Here is a 20893-nt window from a genome sequence, read left to right as displayed (position 1 = left end):
GTGGGGCGGGCCATGGTTGGGGTTCAAAGGACAAGATGCATACACGGAGAGAGGGGCCGCGCAGATCGAGTACCTGTCTATTGTGCCAGATAGGAACCAATCCGCGCGACTCGACGGCGGTGCTGGGTTTGCGGCGGGTCTCCACGCGTTCGCCGAAGCTCACTTGGTCGAGCACCGAACTTGGTCGGCTAACGGATGGGCCGACCACCGGGGGCTTAGGCTTCGGCGGTGCTGGACCAGACGTAGAGCTGCTGGCGTTCGGCCTGCTCGGCCTGAGAGGCCAGCTGTGCGATCCGGCGGACGTGGTCCTCGGCGATCTCGCCACTGAACGGCATGTCCTCTTCGGCAGCCCACAGGGAGGCGACCTCCGGGATCAAGGAGGCACCGGCGTCGTCGGTGTGGGTCAAGAGTTCAGCCAGCGACTGGACCATGGCGTCCGAGGCCACCATCAGGTAGTCGCTGGAGACGTCGGCCATGTCCAGCGCCTCGCCGCCGGCGGCTCCGACTGCCTTGGCAGCCAGGCCGCCGAGGATCTCGACCTCCAGGTCGGTGACGCCATTGAGGCGGAGGCTGGGGGCATCCCCGACCTCGGCCATGGGTCCGTCGGTTTCGCCTCGGGATTCGACGCTGGCCTCGAGTTCTGCGGCGCGCCGGACGGCGGCATCGTGGGTGGCGACGAAGATTTCGGTGGTTCCGGACATGTGCAAGCCCTTCCGCGGCTAGACCGATGGTTCTCTTTCAGCCTAGCCGCGCGGGCGGATTTCCGCTTAGCCGACGGCGATGCGCAACTGGTTGCGCCACGGGTCTTCGAAGCGCAGCTCGGCGCCGGTGTGGTGATGCGAGACGCCGGCACTGGTCAGCCGTTCCGCCAGGGCGCCCACCTCGTCGTCGGTCGGCACGTGGATCAGCACTTCGCCCAGGCCCAGGGTGTCCTTGCGCGGGCCTGCGCCGCGGCTGTTCCAGACGTTCATGGCCATGTGGTGGTGGTAGCCACCGGCGGCGACGAACAGCGCCTGGCCGTGCCAGCCGGCAGTCCGCTCGAAGCCGAGGGTCTTCACGTAGAACTCTTCGGCCGTGTGGGTGTCGCCGACCTGCAGGTGCACGTGGCCGATTCCGGCGCCCGACTGGCGCTGGCTGGCGAGCGACTCCTCGGTCAGGTGGCTCTGCAGGTAGGTCTGGGGGTTCAGGGCCAGGCTGTCCATGTGGACTTCCTTGCCCTCGGCGGTCTCGTTCCAGGACCACTGGTCGCGCGGGCGGTCCCAGTAGAGCTCAATGCCATTGCCCTCCGGGTCGGTGAAGTAGAACGCCTCGCTGACCAGGTGGTCGGCGCTGCCCGTGAAACGGGAGGGATCGGTCTGCGCCGCGGTGGCTACCGTGGCCGCCAGGTCAGACTGGTTCTCGAACAGGAAGGCGGTGTGGAACAGGCCGGCTTCGCCGCGGGACGGCAGCTGCAGCCCGGTGGCCGGAGCCAGGTGGAGCAGCGGCGTGGTGCCGCGGCCCAGGAAAACCCCGCCAAGCCCTTCGGAGACAGGATCCAGCCCCAGCGCCTGCTGGTAGTAGTTGGTCATGTTCTTCATGTCCCCCACCTTGAGCATCACGGTGCCCATGCTGAGGTCGGCGGAGAGCAGGTCCTGGGGGTTTACTTGAAAGTTCATGTAAATATGATACTTGAAGCTTCACGTTTATTCCAGTCCCCTGTTTTGGGCGTTAAGGGCGTGCTGCTCCCCCCTCTCCGGACCAGCGCCGTCCGGGACTCCAGCTGATCTCGGCTGGCGCCCGGTCCCACCGCTCGCCCGGCCGGCAGCCGAGCTCGCCGCTGCCCCGGGCGGTAATCTGATCCCAAAGCGTCAACACGAGTCAGGATGCCGCGATGCAATGGTGGGAACCGGTCCTCGCCGTGGCCGGCGGGCTGGCGCTGTTGTACGCACTGATGCTCCTGGCCTTGTGGGGGTACGCGCGGCGCCATCCCGACACCGTTCGCATGCGGGACGCCTTGCGCCTATTGCCCGACCTGCTCCGCCTGCTGCGCCGGCTGGCGGCCGACCCGGAACTGCCGGCCCGGACGCGGCTGCTTCCGCTCCTGCTGCTGGCCTATCTGGCCTCGCCCATCGACCTGGTTCCCGATTTCGTCCCGGTGTTCGGCTACGCCGACGACGTGCTGGTGGCCGCCTGGCTGCTGCGCGCGATGGTCCGGTCTGCGGGACCGGATCCGCTGCGCCGGCATTGGCCCGGCACCGAAGCCGGGCTCGACGCCGTCGAACGGCTGGCCGGGGTTTCCGGGGATCAGCGGCGACGACGGTAGGCCAGGTAGCTGCCCAACGCAACATCCCCGGCGGCCTGCAGCACCAGCCCCAGCGCGCCGGCGCGCAGCAACCGGGCGCTGGCCGGCCGGCGGCCCGCGGCCCGGAACAGCAGCGCGGCACCGGTGGCCGCGGCGGCGGCACTGCCGGCCAGCATGCCCGGGCGTGCGACGACGGCGCGCTGCCAGGCGGCCAGCGGCCCCCTCCCTTCGGTGGGGGTGCTGGCCAGTTCAAGCAGTGCTTTGCCGAGTGACTGAACCGGGAGGGTCTCCATTCCGGGGACTCGGTCAGGCTGCAGCGATCCTTCGGCCAGCCGTGCGGCGACCGGAGGCAGTTCCAAGAGGTGGCCGGCGCGGGCCAGGATTCCCGGCTCGTCCGGTGAGGCCATCAACTCCTGCAGTCCTTGAACGGCGCCCGGTTCCAGTCCGAGGACTTCGCTGAGCCGCCGCGGATCGGGACCTTCAGGATGCACAATCCGGCCGAGCAGCCGCAGCGCCTCGGCATCGGCGCGGGAGGCCGACGGGAACGGCTTGGCTGGCCCCTCCCAGGCGTGCCAGAAGCTGGTGTCCGGATCGCGCCGCGTTCCGGGCAGCCATGCCTCGACCGCGCGGAAACCGTCCAAGTCCATCAGTGCCACGATGGGTTTGGCGGAGACCGGCCAGTTGTAGAGCCCGGGCGCCGCCTCGCCGTGAACCAACACGATGCGCTGTCCAGGTGCGGGCCCGTCAGGGCTTCCCTGATCGGACTCCAGGACATGGACTTCCACTCCGTTGAGGGCACCGAACATGATCAGGTCCTCGCGCCGGAATTTGCCCACCAGGACGGTGCGCAGCTCGGCGGCGTCCGGCGCTTCGACATTCTCAGCGTCGTCGGGTTCGGGCACGGCGTCGAGTTCCAGCGCGGCTTCCGGTGCCGGTGCCTCATATTCGATGCCGTCAATCTCCACAGCCGCCCCCAAATCGGCGGAGAGCCCGCGGACCAGGGCCGCGACGTCCGGGCCCGGCACCGCCTTGCCTGCGGTATCCAACACTGCCGCGCGCTGTTCCGGGTTCACGGCCAGCAGCACGGACACCACGCTGTCGCCGGGCTGCGGAACTCCCCCGGCGAAGGCGCCCAGCAGGGACCGGTCGGTGAATTGCTGCTGCAGCGCCGCCACTCCGGCCTCGTCCAGCGGCCACGGCCACCACAGTTGTCCGGACGCCGGTTCCCAGCCTGTTTGGTTCATAGCTCAACGCTAGCAACCTCTACGGTCCGGCTGCGCAGCGACGGGCGGAAATTCTCGGGTCAGTCCGGCAGCGCCTTGCGGGCCAGGAAGGCTTCGAGAAGTGCGCGGCCCTGGTCCGAGTCCTGCGGGCGGTGGTGCCCGCAGGCGTGGCGGTGAATGGCGCCGGTGCCCGCCAGATAGTGGGCCACTTCCTCGTACAGCGGTTCCCAACCTCCGGTGACCACCAGCGTGGGCAGGCCCGGGACAATGTGCAGCGGCGCGTTCCACGGCGGAGCCTGCAGCCGGGCCCGCTTGGCCTGTGCCCGGTCGGCCGCGGTGGCCAGCGGCAGCGCTTCGGCCCCAACCACCAGCCGGACGAACTCGCGCTGGTACTCCTCGTCGGTCAGCTCGCCGCGGGCGGCGAACAACGGCTCCAGCCGCTGGCGGTAGGCACGCGTGGCGGGCAAGTCGGCGGTCAAGGATAAGCAAGCCGGCTCGAACAGGGTCAGCGAATGCACGTTGTCCGGGTGCTCCACGGCGGCCATCATGGCGGCGACGGCGCCCTGCGCGTGCGCCACCACGTGGGCACCGGCGCCGAGATGCCGGCCGACAATCCGGGCGTCTTCATCAAAGTCGGTCGGCAGCGGCTCGGCCTGCAGGTCAAACCCGTGGCGGCGGAGGAACAGGCAGTCGTAACGGCCGGCCAGCCGGTGCTGATGCGGCCAGGCCGCGGCACCGAAGCTGTCCGTGCCGTGGACAAAGACCACCCGCTCCCCGCTGCCGAATGCCATGGGAGAAATACTAAACGCCGGACCCGACAATTCCTTTGGAGCCGCCCGCTGGCTCGGGTTCCCAGACCTGCGGCGCCAGCTCGCGTTCCGGCACGCGCAACTGCGCTGTCCGCAGCACCTGCCCGTTGCGCAGCTCCACCACGGTGAGCAGTTCGTGGGCGCGGAGGCCGGCGGCCAGCTGGGCGGACTGTGCGCTGTCCAGGGCCGCTTCGGCCTGTTCGACCGGGAGGAAGACGGCCTGTCCCCCGGCACCCGCGGCGAGCTCGCCGCCGTCGTACGTTCCGCCGTCGTACACAAAGGTGATGGCTTCGGCCGCCGCGGCAGCCACCGGCTGGTAGTCGAGCGCCAGGATGCGCCCCGGCGGCGCAGGCAGGGAGGACTCGGCGAGCACGCGGGACGCAGCAGACCGCGGGTCTTCGCCGGGCCGGACCGCGGCAGCCGGCAGCGCGGGGCCGCCGGCACCGTTCACCAGCACCACGGAACCGCCGACGCTGCGTACGATGACCACGACGGCGGCGGCCTGCCGCCTTCCGGCCGGGCGGTCCACGCCGCTGTGTGCCTGCTCTGCCACAAATCTCCTTCGCTGCGCTGCCTCGCCGGTGGGGCTAACGACCCTCGTCGTCGCTGCCTAATCGATTCAGCAACCCAGCTTACCTTCCCCCTTGATGCCGAGTGCCCCGCCGGACTCACCGACGGGGCACTCATCACTGCATGTGGAATCTGGACGGACTACTTGCCGAGGAACTTCTCGAAGCCCTTGGGCAGGTTCAGCGCCGACGGATCAAAATCCTGTCCGTCCTGCGGGGCGCCGAAGGCGCTTCCGGCCGGAACCGATGCTTTGTTCTTGCGCCGTTCCTCGGCCTCGCGCAGTTCCTGCGCGGCCTTGGCCGGGTTGCCGGAGCGGGCCTTCTTCTTGCCCTTGGCGGCCTGCTGCTTCTTGCGTGCGCCGCCGAAACCGCCGGGGCCGGCCACGCCGGGCATGCCCGGGATGCCGCCGCCCTGCGCCATCTTCTTCATCATCTTCTGGGCCTGGCCGAAGCGCTCCAGCAGGCCGTTGACCTCGGAGACGTGGACGCCGGAACCCTTGGCGATGCGGGCGCGGCGGGAACCGTTGAGGATCTTCGGGGCAACACGCTCGTGCGGGGTCATCGAGCGGACGATCGCCTCCACGCGGTCGATCTCGCGCTCGTCGAAGTTCTCCAGCTGCTGGCGCATGTTGGCGGCGCCGGGCATCATCATGAGCATCTTCTTCATCGAGCCCATTTTGCGGATCTGCTGCATCTGGGCGAGGAAGTCGTCGAGAGTGAAGTCTTCCTGGTCGGCGAACTTCTGCGCCATCCGCTCGGCTTCGCCCTTGTCCCAGGACTTCTCCGCTTGCTCGATCAGGGTGAGGATGTCGCCCATGTCCAGGATGCGGTTGGCCATCCGGTCCGGGTGGAAGATCTCGAAGTCGTCCAAATTCTCGCCGGTGGAGGCGAACATCACGGGCTTGCCGGTCACCGACGCGACGGAGAGCGCCGCACCGCCGCGGGCATCGCCGTCGAGCTTGGAAAGGACGACGCCGGTGAAGTTGACGCCTTCGTTGAACGCCTGCGCGGTATTAACCGCGTCCTGGCCGATCATCGCGTCGATCACGAAGAGGACTTCGTCCGGGTTGATGGCGGCGCGGATGTCCGCGGCCTGCTGCATCATCTCGGCGTCGACGCCCAGTCGGCCGGCGGTGTCCACGATGACCACGTCGTAGAGCTTCTGCCGCGCTTCGGCAATGCCGTCGCGGGCCACGGCCACTGGATCGCCGGTCACCGAATCGAACTCGGACTGCACGCCCGGGTGCGGGGCGAAGACGGGCACGCCGGCGCGCTGGCCGTTGACCTGAAGCTGGGTCACGGCATTGGGGCGCTGCAGGTCGGCGGCAACCAGCAGCGGGCTGTGGCCCTGGCCCTTGAGCCACTTGGACAGCTTGCCCGCCAGCGTGGTCTTACCGGCACCCTGCAGGCCGGCGAGCATGATCACCGTCGGCGGGTTCTTGGCCAGCTTGATGCGGCGGGTCTCGCCGCCGAGGATGTTGACCAGTTCGTCGTTGACGATCTTGACGACCTGTTGGCCCGGGTTCAGGGCGCCCGAGACTTCCTCGCCGAGAGCGCGTTCCTTCACATGGGCAGTGAACTGGCGCACCACGGGCACGGCGACGTCGGCGTCAAGCAGGGCACGCCGGATTTCGCGCACGGTGGCATCGACGTCGGCCTCGGACAGACGTCCCTTGCCGCGCAGATTCTTGAAGGTTGAGGTCAACCGGTCAGAGAGTGAATTGAACACGCGCCGTGTCTACTTTCGTCGATCTGGTTCACAATCCCCGGGCCACGCCGGAGTTCAGCTCTTAAGGGTATCAACTGGCGGTGGCCTCAGTCGCGCCCCTTCTCGCTCCTCTTGTGCGGGCTTGTCATGAGGGCTTTGGCATGGGGCCGCTATGGACACAGGCTGCAGGGGCTTATGCCGAGCGAGTCCTGAGTGGGCGGCACAGATTTTATCAGTCCCCGCCCTGACCGGGCGGTGCGGTTCCAGTCCCGCCTTCCATGCAAGTGCCACTGGTACCGTTCCCTCCGCGTCGGGGCCGTGGCAAGGTGGGGATCGTGAGCGTTGAACAGACCCAGACCAAGGACGATTCCTCCCCCTATGCCAGCGGGCCGATGCAGATCCGGACACTGCTCATCCTGGGGGCCTCCGGCGATCTGACCGGCCGGCTGCTGCTGCCCGGGCTGGGCAAGCTGATTGCTCAGGGCAAAACGAGCGGGCTGAAACTGGTGGGCGCCGGCTCCGATGACTGGGACGGCGCGCGCTGGCAGGAACGTGTCAGCGGCGCCTTCGATTCCTGCGCTGGTGCTGCGAACGACGACGGTCGGCAGCAACTGCTCGACATCCAGCAAGACACTCAATACCACTCGGTGGACGTGACTGCCGAGGGCGCGTTGGCCAAACTGCTGGCGGAGCTGGACGGCCCGGTGGCCGTATTCTTCGCCCTGCCGCCGGCCGTCAGCCAGAAAGCGTGCGAAGCGCTCCGGCCCGAGGATGTGCCGGAGGGGACCCGTCTGGTGCTGGAGAAACCGTTCGGCACCAGCCTCGAGTCGGCCGTGTTGCTGAACAAGACGTTGCTGAAACTGGTGCCGGAGGACCATATCCACCGGGTGGACCATTTCCTCGGCAAGGCGACGGTCTTCAACATCCTGGGCCTGCGCTTCGCCAACCGTCTGTTGGAACCGCTGCTCAGCAATGAACACGTGGCCAAAGTGGAGATTTTCTACGACGAATCCCTGGCCCTGGAGGGGCGCGCTCGGTACTACGACGGCGCCGGCGCACTGCGGGACATGATCCAGAGCCACTTGGCGCAGGTCATGGCGCTGACGGCTTTGAACCCGCCGGCCACTCTCAAGGAACGAGACCTGCGCGACCACATCGGGAGCGTGATGCGGGCCGCCAGCGTTGACCCCGATTTCGCCAAAAGCACCCGGCGGGCCCGCTACACCGCAGGCCGCATTGGCGACCGTGACATACCGGACTACACCGCAGAACAGGGCGTGGACCCCTCGCGGAAAACAGAAACCCTTGCAGAAATTGAAGTCTCCATCAACAACAGCCGTTGGGCGGGCGTGCCATTCGTCCTGCGCTCAGGCAAGGCGTTGGCCAAGCCGAAGAAGGAAGTCATCATCACGTTCAAGCCGGTCAATCACCTGCCTGAGGGATTCACAGGCGTTGACTCGCCTACTCGATTGAGGATCGGGCTTGGGCCCGAAACCCTGCAGCTGGAGATCGACGTCAACGGTCCGAGTGACCTCTTCACTCTGGACCGGGCGGTCCTGGAGGCAGATTTGCACGCGGCCGACCTGCTGCCCTACGGCGAAGTCTTGGAAGGCGTCCTACACGGCGACCCGCTGTTATCTGTCCGCGGCGACATCGCCGAGGACTGCTGGCGGATTGTCGAACCAGTCCTTAAAGCCTGGAAAGACGACGTTGTACCGCTGGAAGAGTATGAGGCCGGCAGCTTTGGGCCGGCCGGCTGGGATACGTCCCGGAGCGACACCCCGCTCCCCTGATAGGCAGCGCCCCGGATGCGTAGCCCCATAGGCATCGCCGCGGATAGGCATCGCCCGGAGTAGATAGCGGCGCAGCGCAGCGCTACTTCCATCAGAAGGGCGGTGGCGTTTCGTCCCATCGTTCGCCCTGCCCGTTGCCTGCTGGAGGATCGGCTTGGTCATCGGCTGTGGGGTAGGTGATGGCCCAGCCTTCGTCGGGGGTGGTGGTGTGGGTGTGTCCGGAGCGGGTGGTGAAGTGCAGGGTGCCGTCGTGGTCTTGGGTGACGGTGCCGCCGCCGTGGTGTTTGGTTTTGTGGCCGGGTTTGCAGCGGGCGCTGAGGTTTTCGAGGACTGTTTTGCCGCCGTCTTCCCAGGCGATGGTGTGGTCGATCTCGCATTGGTCGGCGGGGACGGTGCAGCCGAAGTCGCGGCAGTGCCGGTCGCGTAGCCGGACGAGGCGTTTGAGCCATTCGGGCGGGATCCGCAGGTCTTTGGCGGCGGCGATGGCTTGGCCGTAGTCGTCGGTGAGCACGAGGAGCCAGGATTTGGCCAGCGCGGTGAGGTTGCGGGTCATCTCGGGCGGGATGGGCCCGTAGCCGGTGAGTTCGCCGGGGTCGTCGGCCAACCCGAGCAGGGTGGTCAGCGGCGCAGTGACTGCGGCCGAGGCGGTGGTGTTCGCGCCGCAGCAGGTGCAGTGGCCCTGGCCGGAGGTCCCGTTCCCGGGTGCCGCGTCCCCGGCAGCCCTCTCCGCGGCGGCGGTTTCGTGTTCGGTGGTGGCCCCGGCTTCCCCGGTTGTTGTCGCCGCAGCGGTAGTGTGACTGCCCGCGGTTGTGGGGGCGGGTTGGTAGGCGTGGTCGGGGTAGCGCAGGAGCATGTCGGTGAAGACGTCGGCGCGGAGCTGGCCGAGGGTGCGGGTCTCCTGGGCGGTCTGCAGTTTCCTGGCGTGGGCCTGCATCAGGTTGTAGGCGAGCAGCGCTTTCTCCGCCGAGGTGCGGATGAACAGTTCGGCCATGCCGTCGTCCTGCGGGAGGTATTGGACGGTGCGCCGTTCCATCGCGGCCCGGTGCCGGATCTCGAGAGGTACGGGGTGCAGCCGGTCACGGGCGGTGCGGGCACGGGCGTGGACGGATTCGAGGGTGATGGCGCCGGCGCCGGGCAGGACCGTGTTCTCGAACTCGGCCAGGGTGTCTGGGGGCAGGTCGGCGCCTTTGCGGGCGATCGCCGCGGCGCGGGGCAGGTCGATGGCGCCGTGGTCGAGGGCGGTCAGGGTGGCGGGCAGGTGGATGGCGATCTGGTGCGCGTCGGCCAGTTCCGCCGCTGCCTGTTTGCGGGGTACGGCGAGGATGGGGGCGAGTTCCTGGGCGGCGTGCCGGGAGATCCCGTCCGGCGCCCCGGCGTCGGTGCCAGTCGCGGGCCGGAGCACGGCCATCCGGTGCATGGCGCGGGTGCGGCGGGACTGGGTCCAGGCCTCGTGTTTGCGGACTGCTTTGAGGTATTCGAGCACGGACCAGTCGTCCAGGGTCTCGGGGTCTGTGCCGGCGAGCAGCCCGGCCAGTTCCGCCGGGTCCAGCTCCCGCCAGTCCTCCTCCCACAACTCCCGCCCCGGCGGCGCCTCAATCTCAGCGGCATTTTGCTCTCCCGTGGCGCCTGTTCCAGCGGCAAGTGCTGCAGGAGTTTCCTTTGAGCCAGTGGTGTCGTCGGATTCGGCTAGCCCGTCCGCGGAGCCGTTGCTGGAACTGGAATCGCCATCGGAGGTTTTTGGGGAGGACACGGCCCCGGGGTCGGAAGCAGGCATCGATGCGGAGTCCGAAGGCGAGGCACAGGAGCCGGAGTGTTCCTCCGGCTCCTGTGCCTCGTCCAACGGTTCCGCTGCCATACTTCAACGCTACGCAGCGCAAGCTCCGGGTAGAACGGGTGTTCGACGTATGTGCACAAACGTCGGCGGACATGGCCCTGTGGAGGACAAGACGCTTTGGGAGGCGGGGCGGTGGAGGACAAGACTGCTTGTGGAGGAGTGGCGCGGCTGCGGAGGAGAAGACCGGCTTCTGTAGGACAAGACCCGCCAGTGTAGGACGAGTCGCCCAGCTGATTCGTCATGGGAGCCGGCTGCCAGCCGTGGCGAACCGTGGCCTGTGCGCACGGCAAAACCCGGCTGCCCGGCCGCCACAGGGGGCGGCCAAAGCAACCGGGCTTTGAGCTGTCGGAGAATACGCGGCCTAGATGGCTGCCTCACCACGTTCGCCGGTGCGCACCCGCACGGCCTCTTGGACGTCCACCAGCCAGACCTTGCCGTCGCCGGCATGGCCGGTATTGGCCGTGGCCACGAGGACATCAACGATGTCGTCGGCCTGTTCGTCCGTGACCAGCACTTCGATGCGGATCTTGGGCAGCAGGTCCACGGTGTATTCCGCTCCGCGGTAGACCTCGGTGTGGCCGCGCTGCCGGCCGTATCCGCTGGCCTGGCTGATGGTCAGACCCTGGACGCCGTAGCTTTCCAGGCTGTTGCGGATGGCGTCGAGCTTTTGCGGCCGAATGATCGCTGTCACCAGTTTCATGCGCTGACCTCTTCCTTGATGGCGGACCGGGCGCCCGCGTTATGCGCGCTGCGGTCGGTGGCCGGGTGCGGGATGAACGTGCCGCCGGTCCCCAGACCGCCGAACTCGTAGGCGGATTCGGCGTGCAGGGTCAGGTCCACGCCGGTGACCTCTTGCTCTTCGGTCACCCGGAAGCCGATGGTCTTGTGGATCGCCAGGCCGATGAGTACGGTGAGCACCGCGCAGAACACCACGGATACTGCCGCCGCCACGGTTTGCGCCCACAACTGGGCGGGGCCGCCGCCGTAGAAGAGGCCGCCGCCCACGCCCTCGACCGGCAAGGCGATGAACCCCAGCGCCAGCGTGCCGACCAGACCTGCCACTAGGTGGACACCCACCACATCCAGCGAGTCGTCATAGCCAAACCGATACTTCAGGCCGACCGCCAGCGCCGCGAGCACGCCGGCCACCAGGCCCAGGCCAACGGCGCCCACGGGGGAAACGTTCGCACAGGCCGGAGTGATGGCCACCAGGCCTGCAACCACGCCCGATGCGGCCCCCAGCGAGGTGGGGCGGCCGTCGCGGACGCGCTCGGTCACCAGCCAGCCCAACATCGCGGCGGCCGGAGCGGCCATCGTGTTGACCCAGATCAGGCCGGCTTCCTCGGCCGAACCAGCCGCACCGCCGTTGAAACCGAACCACCCGAACCACAGCAACGCTGCGCCAAGCATCACCAGCGGAATGTTGTGCGGCCGCTGGGCCGGGTCCTTGCCGAAGCCCTTGCGCTTGCCCAGGATCAGGGCCAAGATCAGGCCGGCCACACCCGCGTTGATGTGCACCACGGTGCCGCCGGCGAAGTCGATCGCCTCTCCGGCCCAGGCCCCGAGGGCCCCTTCAGCTCCGAGCAGTCCCCCGCCCCAGACCATGAAGGCCAACGGGCAATAAACCAGCGTGACCCAGATCGGCACGAAGACCGCCCACGCGCCGAACTTTGCCCGGTCCGCGATGGCCCCGGAGATGAGCGCCACGGTGATGATCGCGAACGTCGCGCCGTAGCCTGCGCCGATGAGGTCTTCGGTGTTGAGCAGCGACTCAAGGCCGAAGGCGGCAAACGGATTGCCGAAGAGCTGAGCCACGCCCTCGCCACTGCTCATGGAGTAACCCCAGAGCACCCAGACCACCGCCACCAGCGCGATCGCGGAAAAACTCATCATCATCATGTTCAGGGCCGACTTGGCCCGGGTCATGCCGCCGTAGAAGAACGCCAATCCCGGCGTCATGAGCAGCACCAAGGCTGCCGAAATCATTACCCAGACGTGACCTGCTGACAGATCCATCTTCACGTCCTCTCGTCCTTCGGCAGGTAGCTTCCCGCCGCTGACTCAAGACTGACGACGGCGTGTTTCGGCAAACGGGAGCGTGTATTGCGCGGGCGTTACAAGAAACCCGCCCAGGTAAAACCGGTTTGTCCGGCGTGTTTCGGCAGTGTTACGGGGGCGGCAAGCGCACGACGGCGGTGCCCACCGGGCCGTGTGGCGTGGGACTGTAGCCCCGGCCGCCACTGCCACAAGGACACCAATCCAACCGGGCTAGGCTTGATGACATGCCAGTTTCACGCCGCACGGAGCGCCATATCCGCCTGCCCGGTCTGCAACGTCCGGACAGGGAGGCGCAGACACCGCTGCCGCGGGATATCAAGGTCCTGATTGCGGCGGCTTTTGTGATCGCGCTCGGATACGGTTTGGTGGCTCCGGTGCTGCCGCAGTTCGCCGCCAGTTTTGATGTCGGGGTGGCCGCCGCCAGCGTCATCGTCAGTGTGTTTGCCTTCGCCCGGCTGGTGTTCGCGCCCGCCGGCGGGGTGCTGGTTGGTCGCTGGGGCGAGCGCCGCGTCTACCTCACCGGACTGCTGATTGTGGCCGCTTCAACCGGCGCCTGCGCGATGGCGCAGGACTATTGGCAGCTGCTGATCTTCCGCGGCCTTGGCGGCCTGGGCTCCACCATGTTCACGGTTTCGGCCATGGCGCTGATCCTGCGACTGGCCCCGCCGAACGGACGCGGCCGGGTCTCCAGTCTCTACGCGGGCACCTTCCTCATGGGCGGCATCCTGGGACCGGTGGTCGGCGGCCTGCTGGCCGGGTTCGGGCTCCGGATGCCCTTCGTGGTCTATGCCGTGGCCCTGGTTGTGGCGGCCGCCGTCGTCGCCGTCCTGCTGAAGAAGCCGGCGCCCAGGACCGCCGACGACGGACCGGCGCCGGTTGCGATGGACCTGCGCGAGGCGCTATCGGACCCCGGCTATCGCGCCGCCGTCGTCTCCGCTTTCGCCAATGGCTGGGCCACCTTCGGGGTCCGGATGGCGCTGATACCGCTCTTCGCCGCAGCCGTGCTGGGTGCCGGTCCGGCGACCGCGGGCCTGGCGTTGGCCGTCTTCGCCGTCGGCAACGCGATGGCGCTGACCTTCTCCGGCCGCCTCGCGGATACCGTTGGCCGCCGCCCGCTGGTGGTCGCCGGGCTCACCGTTGCCGGGCTTGCCATCGCAGCCATCGGTTTCATCGATTCCGTACCGGCGTTCGTGGCGGCCTCGGTGGTTGCCGGCTTCGGATCCGGGTTGCTGGGGCCGGCACAACAGGCTGCCGTAGGGGACATCATCGGCAGTGACCGCACCGGCGGCAAGGTGCTGGCCGTCTTCCAGATGGGCACCGACGCCGGGGCCATTATCGGGCCGGTCCTGGCCGGCATGCTGGCCGACCGGCTCAACTACGCCTGGGCCTTCGGCGTCACCGGTGCGGTCATGCTGGCCTCCGCCCTGCTCTGGCTGGTGTTCGGCCGGGAGACGCTGGTGAAACCTGTCAAGGAGACCGCGGCGGACTGACCCGCGCCAGCTGGCAACGCCACCAGCAATCGCCGTTTCTGCGCCAGGCTCCCGTCTGTAGCCACGGACCGCGTCCACCGCTAGTCTCTGACCCATGACCGTTGGGGGACGCATTTTCGCGGTGCTGGCCGTGCTGTTCTGGGCCGTGCTGCCCGGCTTCGGGCTGATCGACCTGTCGACCATGTTCATCGAGGGTTCCTTCTTCGCCGAGGTTGCAGCGCTGGAGACGAGCTGGGGCGTCCTCACCACGTTCGCGGTGGCCTTGCCATTCGGCTGGGTGGCATTCCGGCCGCGGGACATCTGGCCGGTCCTTGCCTTGCTCTGGCTGACGACGGCGGCGCTCCTCGTGGGTGCGTTGCTCGGCTTCAGCTTGGGGCCGGTGATCATGGCCGGGGTGCTCGGCGTCATGTCCCTTGGCCTGCTGTGGTCCGCCCGACGCGCCGGCGCCCGGTTTGAGAGGCCCCGGCTGTCAGTGGACTGGCCGCTCCTGGTGCTGGCCGTGTTGGCTCTGCCGTTCTGGGCGGCCTACGCCTGGTACGCGCTCGACGTTTCCCGCACCACCGGATCAGAGCCCGAATACTGGACCATGGGCATCGACCACTGGCCGGTCCAAGGTGCCCTTGGTATCACGTTGGCCGCGGCCAGTTGGCTGCATGCCCTCTGGCCCGAGGCCCGCCCTCTGCTGCGGACCGTGCTCGCTTTCAGCGCGGTATCGCTCGGCATCAGCTGGCTGCTCGGTCCCGAGACAGGAGGCAGCATGGACGTGCAGTGGCTGGCGATCGCCGCGTTGGTCTGGGGCTTGCTCATCGCCCTGCGCACGCCGGGGCCTCCGTCGGAGGCGGGCGGGCAGTCGACGAAGCGTCGGCTGAACCTGCGCTCCACTGCGGCCTAGATTCGCCCCCACCGTCGGGAAACCCTCCCGCTTAAATGCGAATCCCTCCCGCCGGACGTCATGTCCGGCGGGAGGGATCGCCGTCGTGTGGTGTGCTCTGCCCTTGGTAAATGCGCGGCCCTTAGTGAGCGACCTGGCCTTCTAGTTCAGCAGCGCGTCCACGAAGTCTTCGGTTTCGAAGGGGGCCAGGTCGTCGGCGCCTTCACCCAGGCCCACAAGCTTCACCGGCACGCCCAGGCTGCGCTGGATGGCGACGACGATGCCGCCCTTGGCGGTGCCGTCGAGCTTGGTCAGCACGATGCCGGTGATGTTGACGACCTCAGCGAAGACCTTGGCTTGGTTCAGCCCGTTCTGGCCGGTGGTGGCGTCCAGCACCAGCAGGACTTCATCGACCGTGGCCTGCTTTTCGATCACGCGCTTGACCTTGCCGAGTTCGTCCATCAGGCCCACCTTGTTCTGCAGGCGCCCGGCGGTGTCCACCATGACCACGTCGACTTCCTGGTCGATGCCGGCCTTGACCGCCTCAAAGGCGACGGAGGCTGGGTCCGCACCATCGACGTCGGACTTCACCGTGGGAACGCCCACGCGCGAGCCCCAGGTGGCGAGCTGCTCGGCCGCGGCCGCACGGAAGGTATCCGCGGCACCCAGGATCACGTCCTTGTCCTCGGCCACCAGCACGCGGGCCAACTTGCCCACCGTGGTGGTCTTGCCGACGCCGTTGACGCCCACCACCATCATCACCGCGGGGCGGTCGGCGTGGCGCATCACGGCCAGCGACCGGTCCATGGTCGGGTCCACCAGCTTGATCAGTTCCTCGCGCAGCATGGCCTTGACTTGCTCCGGGGTCCGGCTGCCCTCCACCTTCACCCGGTCCTTGAGCGCATCCACTAGTTCCAGTGTGGGCTCCGTGCCGAGGTCGGCCAGCAGCAGGGTCTCTTCGATTTCGTCCCAGACGTCCTCGTCGATTTTGTCGCTGGCAAGCAGCACCAGCAGCCCCTTGCCCAGCGCGTTGTTGGACTTGACCAGCCGGGCGCGCAACCGGGCCAGGCGGCCCTGCACCGGAGCCGGCGTCTCCACCGGAATGGTCTCCAGCGCCGCGGCATCCTCCGGAATTTCGACGCCGGCCGGCAGCGGTTCCTCTTCGGTCGGCACACCGATGGGCGGTGCCGTGCCTGTCGGTCCGCGGGGCGCTTCCAGTGTGTCGGTGCCGCCCCCGGCCGGCGGTGTGGCCGGGTCGTTGGCGTCCCGGGTGGTGGTGTAAGTGCCCGGCGGAGTCTTGCGCCCGCGCAGCAACAGCGTTGCCACGAGGCCGATGACGGCGATGGCGATGACTACGTAGATAATGATCATGGTTGCGTCCACGGGGTCTAGCCTACCGGCCCCCATCGTCCGCCGTGCCGCCGCACCGGAGGACCGTTTACCGTCCGCGGTACACTGCGGGCATGTCCACCAAAAGCGCGGACCGGGGCGGGCCGAAGGCTGCACCTGCCGGTCACGAGCAGGGCTCACCCGCCGGTCCCGAGCAGGGCGCATCGGCCGGTCACGGGCAGGGTGCACCGCCCGGTCATGAAGACGGCGCATCGCGTCTGCCGCCGCGCGCCGAACCGAGCTTGAAAGGCCCGGCCGCAGATCTGCTGCTGCAGGCCGTCCACGGCCATTTTCTTCAATTCGCCGAACTCGCCGGGCCGGCCCGGCGGAACTCCCCGGATGCCGTGCACCAGATGCGCACCGCGACCCGCCGGATGCGCTCGGTATTGCAGGCCTACGGGAAGCTGTTGGACCCGCCGCCCGACCGGCTGCAGGACGAGTTGAAGTGGCTCGCCGGCGAACTGGCTGCCGCCAGGGATGCCGAGGTGCAGGCCGAACGTCTGGGACGGTTGCTGGCTGTGGCCGTTGAGGACCAAGCCGACGGCGAGGCCCGGGCCCACGGGCAGGACAACGGCACCGGCAAGGACGAGCACGACGACGCGCCCGGGACGGACAGTGCCCACGGGAACGCACGCGCGGATCTGGCCCGGCAGGTGGATCGGCAGATGGAGCGGACGGTATTGCCGGGCGCTCCCGGCACAGCGCCTGCCGTCCGCCGTCTGAACAACGAGCTGGCGGAAGGGCTGGACGCCGGTCATCGGCAAGTCGGGCGGGCCCTTAACAGCAAGCGGTACCGCCGGCTGGTGACGGACATCGAGGCCTGGCTTGACCAGCCGCAACTGGCACAACTGGCCTCCAAACCCGCCCGGCAGATTGTGCCCCGGTTGGTGGGCCGGCAACTCAAGCGCCTGCGTGCCGCAGCCAGCTCTGCCCTCGCCGCCCCCGAGGGCACGGAACAGGCCGGAGAAGCCCTGCATGAGGCCCGCAAACGGGCCAAACGGCTGCGTTATGCCGCCGAAGCGGCCGCCGTGCTCTCCCCCGTCGACGCCGCTGACTTGGGCCAGGCGGCCCACGAAATCCAGAGTGTGTTGGGCGAACACCAGGATGCCGTGGTGGCTCGGCAATTGCTTCGTCGGGTGGCGGCCAAGGCAGCCTACGACGGCGAGGATACCTTCCTCTACGGCCGTCTCGACGCCCTCGAACAGTCGGCGGCCCAGGAAGCAGTGTCACAGTTCCAGACGCTCTGGGGCCGCTTCCCGTCGGCCAAACCGAAGAGCTGGGGCAAACCGTGGAAGCCGGCCTGACCGCACACCGCGGCAGAGCCGGCCCGACTGCCATCGGCGGCAGAGCCGGTGGCCTGACCGCCGGCGGCGGCAGATACGGCCTGCCACACCAGGGGACCGTGCCAACCGACGTACCGGCGGATGCCGCGGCGACTGTACGATCAACGCATGAAGCCGTTCCTGCTACTGGCCACGCGGGCCGATGACACCGCAGCCGATGAGGAATATGCGGCCTTCGCCCGGTTCGGCGGTCTGAAGCCGGACCAACTGCGCCGGGTTCGGCTGGAAGCCGGGCCGATGCCGGCCATTAATTTGGACGACTACAGCGGCATCATCCTGGGCGGCAGCCCGTTCACATCCAGCGACGACGACGCGACCAAGTCGGCCGCCCAGCTGCGGGTGGAAGCCGAGCTGGAGCAACTGCTGGACACCGTCGTCGCCCGCGATTATCCGTTCCTGGGAGCCTGCTACGGCGTGGGCACGCTGGGCCGGCACCGCGGTGGCGTGGTGGACCGGCAATACGGTGAGCCGATCGGTGCAGCCCAGGTGATACTGACCGACGCCGGCGCCGCCGATCCCCTGCTGTCCGGCCTGCCGCGGGAATTCAGCGCGTTCGTGGGACACAAGGAAGCCTGTTCCACGTTGCCCGCGGGCGCGGTCCATCTGGCCGCATCCGAGCATTGCCCATACCAAATGTTCCGGCTCCAGAACAACCTCTATGCCACCCAGTTCCACGCCGAATTGGACACCGAAGGCCTGCTGACCCGGATTTGGATCTACCGGGATGCTGGCTACTTTCCGCCGGACCAAGCGGAGACCGTGATGGAGCAGGTGCGGGGCAAGACGGTGACCGTGCCGCAGCGAATCCTGCACAACTTTGTCGCCCGCTACGCCACCGCCTGATGGCACAACTGATCCCACAAAACTGACCCACCCACTGATCACCTACACCGAAGCGAGAAACTGACGTGACTTTGAAAGAGCAGCTGCAGGCCGACGTCGTCGCCCACATGAAGGCCGGGAACAAGACGGCGCTGACCACCGTCCGCAATGTACTGGGCGAGATCACCACCAAGGAAAAGTCCGGGAAGACGCCCGTGGAGCTGGACGATGCCCAGACCACCGCCCTGCTGCAGAAGGAAGCGGCCAAGCGCCGGGATACTGCCCGGATCTACACGGAAGCCGGCGAATCGGAGCGGGCCGCTGCGGAGAGCGCGGAGGCCGAAATCATCGAGGCCTACCTGCCCAAGCCGTTGAGCGAAGCCGAGGTGGCCGAGATCGTGGACAGCACCATCGCCGGCCTCAAGGCCGACGGCGTGGAACTGTCCATGCGGCAGATGGGAGCGGTGATGAAGCCGGTCACCGAGAAGGTTGCCGGCCGCTACGACGGCAAGGCGGTCAGCGAGATGGTCCGCGCGCGGCTGGGCCAGCAGTAACCGCCTGCACGGTTGAGGCGCGCCGCCCCGCATCCTATACGGGTGGCGGGCGTCAGGCAGGTGGCCGGCGTTAGGCGGGATGAGCGGCGTCAGGCGGGATGGCCGGCGTCGAGATCCTTGACGTCACTGAAGGACAAAAGGTCGGTGGCCTCGCCCCCGCGCGTCTGGAGCGGGGACAGCAGGAAACCGGTGTGGTCGCCCAAATCGATCTTTTTCACGACCCTGCCCACCATGACCCGCGCTGCGTCCGCCAACAGCGGAACGTCCTCCGGGCCCGGCTCCCAGTCGCAGCGGGAGAACTTGTCCACCTCGTCACCGGTGGTTTCGCCGAAGAGTTCTGCCAGCGCCCGCTGGCTGCGCGCCAGCACATGCACCGCGAGGACGCCGGCTTCCAACGCCACGGGATGCGTGTGGTTCTGCTGCGAGATGCAGACCAGGAACAGCGCAGGCTTCAGGCTGCACTGCGTGGCGAAGCCGACCAGGCAGCCGGAACGCTCGCCGCCGCCGCCCACCGCGGTGACCACATACATCGGATAGTCGAAGCCCTGAGCGAAGTCGCTCATGGGCTGCTCTGACCGTGCCTGTTTCTGCGCCATGTCCCCATCATGCCGTAAATCACAGCGGCCCTGCCCGATCCTCTCGACGGCGGCGGCCGTCTGGTCCGGCCCCACCCTTCCGGCCCGGTTGGTGCCTTGACGGCCTATCTGGTGCGTGGTTGGGTCGAAATATCCCACCCGACCAACCGATCCTTTTCCATGGCCTTGCACCTTGCACCGGTCCATGAGGGTCACCACCAACAACGGGAGGCATTAATTTGAAGAACGTATTTATTCTGGGACTGACAGATTTCCAGTCCGGCGAACTGCAAACTGTCCGCGGAGCCGAAAACTACACTTTCCACAGCCTGCTGGACTACGACCGACTGGTCGGCGCGCAGGAGATCGATTTCCACGGCTTGCTGGAGGCCGCGCGGCAGCAGTTGCAGGAATTCGACGGCAGTGTGGACGCGATCATCTCCCACTGGGACTTCCCCACCAGCGTCATCGGCCCCATCCTCGCGAAGGAATACGGCATCGCCGCGCCGACGCTGGAGAGCGTGCTCAAGTGTGAGCACAAGTATTGGAGCCGGCTGGAGCAGCAGGCGTCCATCCCCGAGGTCGTTCCGCAGTTTGCCTCCTTTGATCCTTTCGACGACGACGCCTTGCAGCAGATCGACATTCCGTTCCCCTTCTGGGTCAAGCCAGTGAAGGCGCATTCGTCCAACCTCGGATTCGAGATTCGCAGCGAAGAAGACTTCGCCGACGCCATCGGGCAGATCCGGGCGGAGATCGAGCAGGTCGGCGACGCCTTCAACGAGGTCCTGAAGATGGTGGACTTGCCGCCGGAACTGCAGAGCGCCGGCGGCAACACCTGCCTGGCCGAGCAGTTCGTTTCCGGAACCCAGGCCGCTCCGGAAGGCACCATGTTCCGTGGCAAGTACAACGCCCACGGGGTGTTCGACATGCACAAGGATGCCGCCGGGACCAGCTTCGAACGGCTGGACTACCCGGCCAACAGCGTCCCGGAGACCGTCCAGCAGCGCATGATCGACCTGGCCGAGCGGTACCTGCGGCATGTTGGTTTCGACAACGGCTGCTTCAACGCCGAATTCATGTGGGACCAGGCCGAGGACCAACTCTGGTTGATCGAGGTCAACACCCGCATCTCCCAGTCACACAGCGATCTCTTCGCCAAGGTGGACGGGGTATCCAATCACGAGGTTGCCATCGACATTGCGCAGGGCGTCGAACCGTCCATGCCGCACCGCAAGGGCGAATTCGCCGTCGCCTCCCAGTGCATGGTCTTCCACGACGAAGACGCGATCGTGACCAGTGTCCCGGGCGAGCTGGACATAGCCAGGCTGGCCAAGCAGATCCCGCACGCCAATTTCACCCTGCAGGTGCAGGTGGGAGACCGGCTGTCTGAACTGCCCAACCAGGACAGCTACCGCTACGTCGTCGGCATCCTGTATCTGGGCGCCGATGACCGGGACCAGCTGGTGGAACGCTACAACGCGGCGGTCGACTTGCTGCCGTTCGAGTTCGAGCCCGTCCCCGCCGCCTAGTCCCGCTGCCTGTGCCGGGTCGCAGCCACGCGGCCCGGCACACGC

The 20893-nt window shown here is 67.6% G+C and carries 19 protein-coding genes; 8 read left to right on the top strand and 11 right to left on the bottom strand.

Translation table 11 applies throughout. The features are described from left to right. Window positions 1–215: 215 nt before the first annotated feature. Window positions 216–701, bottom strand: a complete 486-nt coding sequence (locus AC5RWT_RS10155) for a hypothetical protein (RefSeq protein WP_494080123.1) — start codon at window positions 699–701, stop codon at window positions 216–218. Window positions 702–767: 66 nt separating this feature from the next. After that, a complete protein-coding gene (locus AC5RWT_RS10150) occupies window positions 768–1655 on the bottom strand; it encodes a VOC family protein (protein WP_494043517.1) in 888 nt (295 codons plus the stop codon). A gap of 215 nt (window positions 1656–1870) precedes the next feature. On the opposite strand from AC5RWT_RS10150, the gene AC5RWT_RS10145 reads away from it, so the two are divergent. Further along, window positions 1871–2302, top strand: coding sequence for a YkvA family protein (locus tag AC5RWT_RS10145; protein ID WP_494080122.1), 432 nt, complete (start codon window positions 1871–1873; stop codon window positions 2300–2302). Here AC5RWT_RS10145 and AC5RWT_RS10140 read toward each other — a convergent pair. The 4 genes from AC5RWT_RS10140 to ffh all read right to left on the bottom strand — a co-directional run bounded on the left by AC5RWT_RS10140 (window position 2284) and on the right by ffh (window position 6611). Further along, window positions 2284–3525 carry a hypothetical protein gene (locus AC5RWT_RS10140; RefSeq protein ID WP_494080121.1) on the bottom strand — a complete coding sequence of 414 codons (1242 nt, stop codon included), beginning with the start codon at window positions 3523–3525 and terminating at the stop codon, window positions 2284–2286. The two genes, AC5RWT_RS10145 and AC5RWT_RS10140, sit on opposite strands and share 19 nt — an antisense overlap. A gap of 59 nt (window positions 3526–3584) precedes the next feature. Beyond that, window positions 3585–4295 carry an alpha/beta hydrolase gene (locus AC5RWT_RS10135; protein WP_494080120.1) on the bottom strand — a complete coding sequence of 237 codons (711 nt, stop codon included), beginning with the start codon at window positions 4293–4295 and terminating at the stop codon, window positions 3585–3587. A gap of 10 nt (window positions 4296–4305) precedes the next feature. Further along, window positions 4306–4866 (bottom strand): NUDIX hydrolase, encoded by a 561-nt coding sequence (locus AC5RWT_RS10130; protein WP_494080119.1) that lies wholly within the window; start codon window positions 4864–4866, stop codon window positions 4306–4308. A gap of 158 nt (window positions 4867–5024) precedes the next feature. After that, a complete protein-coding gene (ffh, locus tag AC5RWT_RS10125) occupies window positions 5025–6611 on the bottom strand; it encodes a signal recognition particle protein (RefSeq protein WP_494080118.1) in 1587 nt (528 codons plus the stop codon). Between the two features lie 371 nt (window positions 6612–6982). On the opposite strand from ffh, the gene AC5RWT_RS10120 reads away from it, so the two are divergent. Continuing rightward, a complete protein-coding gene (locus AC5RWT_RS10120; protein WP_494080153.1) occupies window positions 6983–8383 on the top strand; it encodes a glucose-6-phosphate dehydrogenase in 1401 nt (466 codons plus the stop codon). Window positions 8384–8474: 91 nt separating this feature from the next. On the opposite strand, the gene AC5RWT_RS10115 is transcribed toward AC5RWT_RS10120, so the two are convergent. The 3 genes from AC5RWT_RS10115 to AC5RWT_RS10105 form a co-directional block, all read right to left on the bottom strand. Beyond that, window positions 8475–10238: an HNH endonuclease signature motif containing protein gene (locus AC5RWT_RS10115; RefSeq protein WP_494080117.1), complete on the bottom strand. Its 1764-nt coding sequence runs from the start codon at window positions 10236–10238 to the stop codon at window positions 8475–8477. Between the two features lie 340 nt (window positions 10239–10578). Beyond that, window positions 10579–10917 (bottom strand): P-II family nitrogen regulator, encoded by a 339-nt coding sequence (locus tag AC5RWT_RS10110; RefSeq protein ID WP_494080116.1) that lies wholly within the window; start codon window positions 10915–10917, stop codon window positions 10579–10581. Then, complete coding sequence (locus AC5RWT_RS10105) at window positions 10914–12233, bottom strand: ammonium transporter (RefSeq protein WP_494080115.1); 1320 nt, start codon at window positions 12231–12233, stop codon at window positions 10914–10916. The genes AC5RWT_RS10110 and AC5RWT_RS10105 overlap by 4 nt, the downstream gene beginning before the upstream one ends. Window positions 12234–12499: 266 nt before the next feature. Between AC5RWT_RS10105 and AC5RWT_RS10100 the strand changes: the two genes are divergently transcribed. Both AC5RWT_RS10100 and AC5RWT_RS10095 read left to right on the top strand, forming a co-directional pair. Next, window positions 12500–13765 (top strand): MFS transporter, encoded by a 1266-nt coding sequence (locus AC5RWT_RS10100; protein WP_494080114.1) that lies wholly within the window; start codon window positions 12500–12502, stop codon window positions 13763–13765. Between the two features lie 94 nt (window positions 13766–13859). Next, window positions 13860–14657, top strand: a complete 798-nt coding sequence (locus AC5RWT_RS10095) for a hypothetical protein (protein ID WP_494080113.1) — start codon at window positions 13860–13862, stop codon at window positions 14655–14657. A 141-nt stretch (window positions 14658–14798) separates the two neighbouring features. Here the strand turns inward: AC5RWT_RS10095 and ftsY are convergent, their stop codons facing one another. Next, window positions 14799–16007 (bottom strand): signal recognition particle-docking protein FtsY, encoded by a 1209-nt coding sequence (gene ftsY, locus AC5RWT_RS10090; protein ID WP_494080152.1) that lies wholly within the window; start codon window positions 16005–16007, stop codon window positions 14799–14801. 92 nt (window positions 16008–16099) lie between these two features. On the opposite strand from ftsY, the gene AC5RWT_RS10085 reads away from it, so the two are divergent. From AC5RWT_RS10085 to AC5RWT_RS10075, 3 genes are all read left to right on the top strand, one after another. Next, a complete protein-coding gene (locus AC5RWT_RS10085; RefSeq protein WP_494080112.1) occupies window positions 16100–17329 on the top strand; it encodes a CHAD domain-containing protein in 1230 nt (409 codons plus the stop codon). A gap of 147 nt (window positions 17330–17476) precedes the next feature. Next, window positions 17477–18211, top strand: coding sequence for a glutamine amidotransferase (locus AC5RWT_RS10080; protein ID WP_494080111.1), 735 nt, complete (start codon window positions 17477–17479; stop codon window positions 18209–18211). Between the two features lie 65 nt (window positions 18212–18276). Further along, window positions 18277–18744, top strand: coding sequence for a GatB/YqeY domain-containing protein (locus tag AC5RWT_RS10075; RefSeq protein ID WP_494080110.1), 468 nt, complete (start codon window positions 18277–18279; stop codon window positions 18742–18744). An 89-nt stretch (window positions 18745–18833) separates the two neighbouring features. Here AC5RWT_RS10075 and AC5RWT_RS10070 read toward each other — a convergent pair whose 3' ends face one another. Beyond that, window positions 18834–19340 (bottom strand): flavin reductase family protein, encoded by a 507-nt coding sequence (locus AC5RWT_RS10070; protein WP_494080109.1) that lies wholly within the window; start codon window positions 19338–19340, stop codon window positions 18834–18836. A gap of 218 nt (window positions 19341–19558) precedes the next feature. Between AC5RWT_RS10070 and AC5RWT_RS10065 the strand changes: the two genes are divergently transcribed. Continuing rightward, window positions 19559–20848, top strand: coding sequence for an ATP-grasp domain-containing protein (locus tag AC5RWT_RS10065; protein ID WP_494080108.1), 1290 nt, complete (start codon window positions 19559–19561; stop codon window positions 20846–20848). Window positions 20849–20893 lie beyond the last annotated feature (45 nt).

This window comes from Arthrobacter sp. Dra40 (assembly GCF_059091905.1).
Note: the sequence above shows the minus strand (reverse complement) of the source record. Positions and strands in the feature narration are given on the sequence as shown.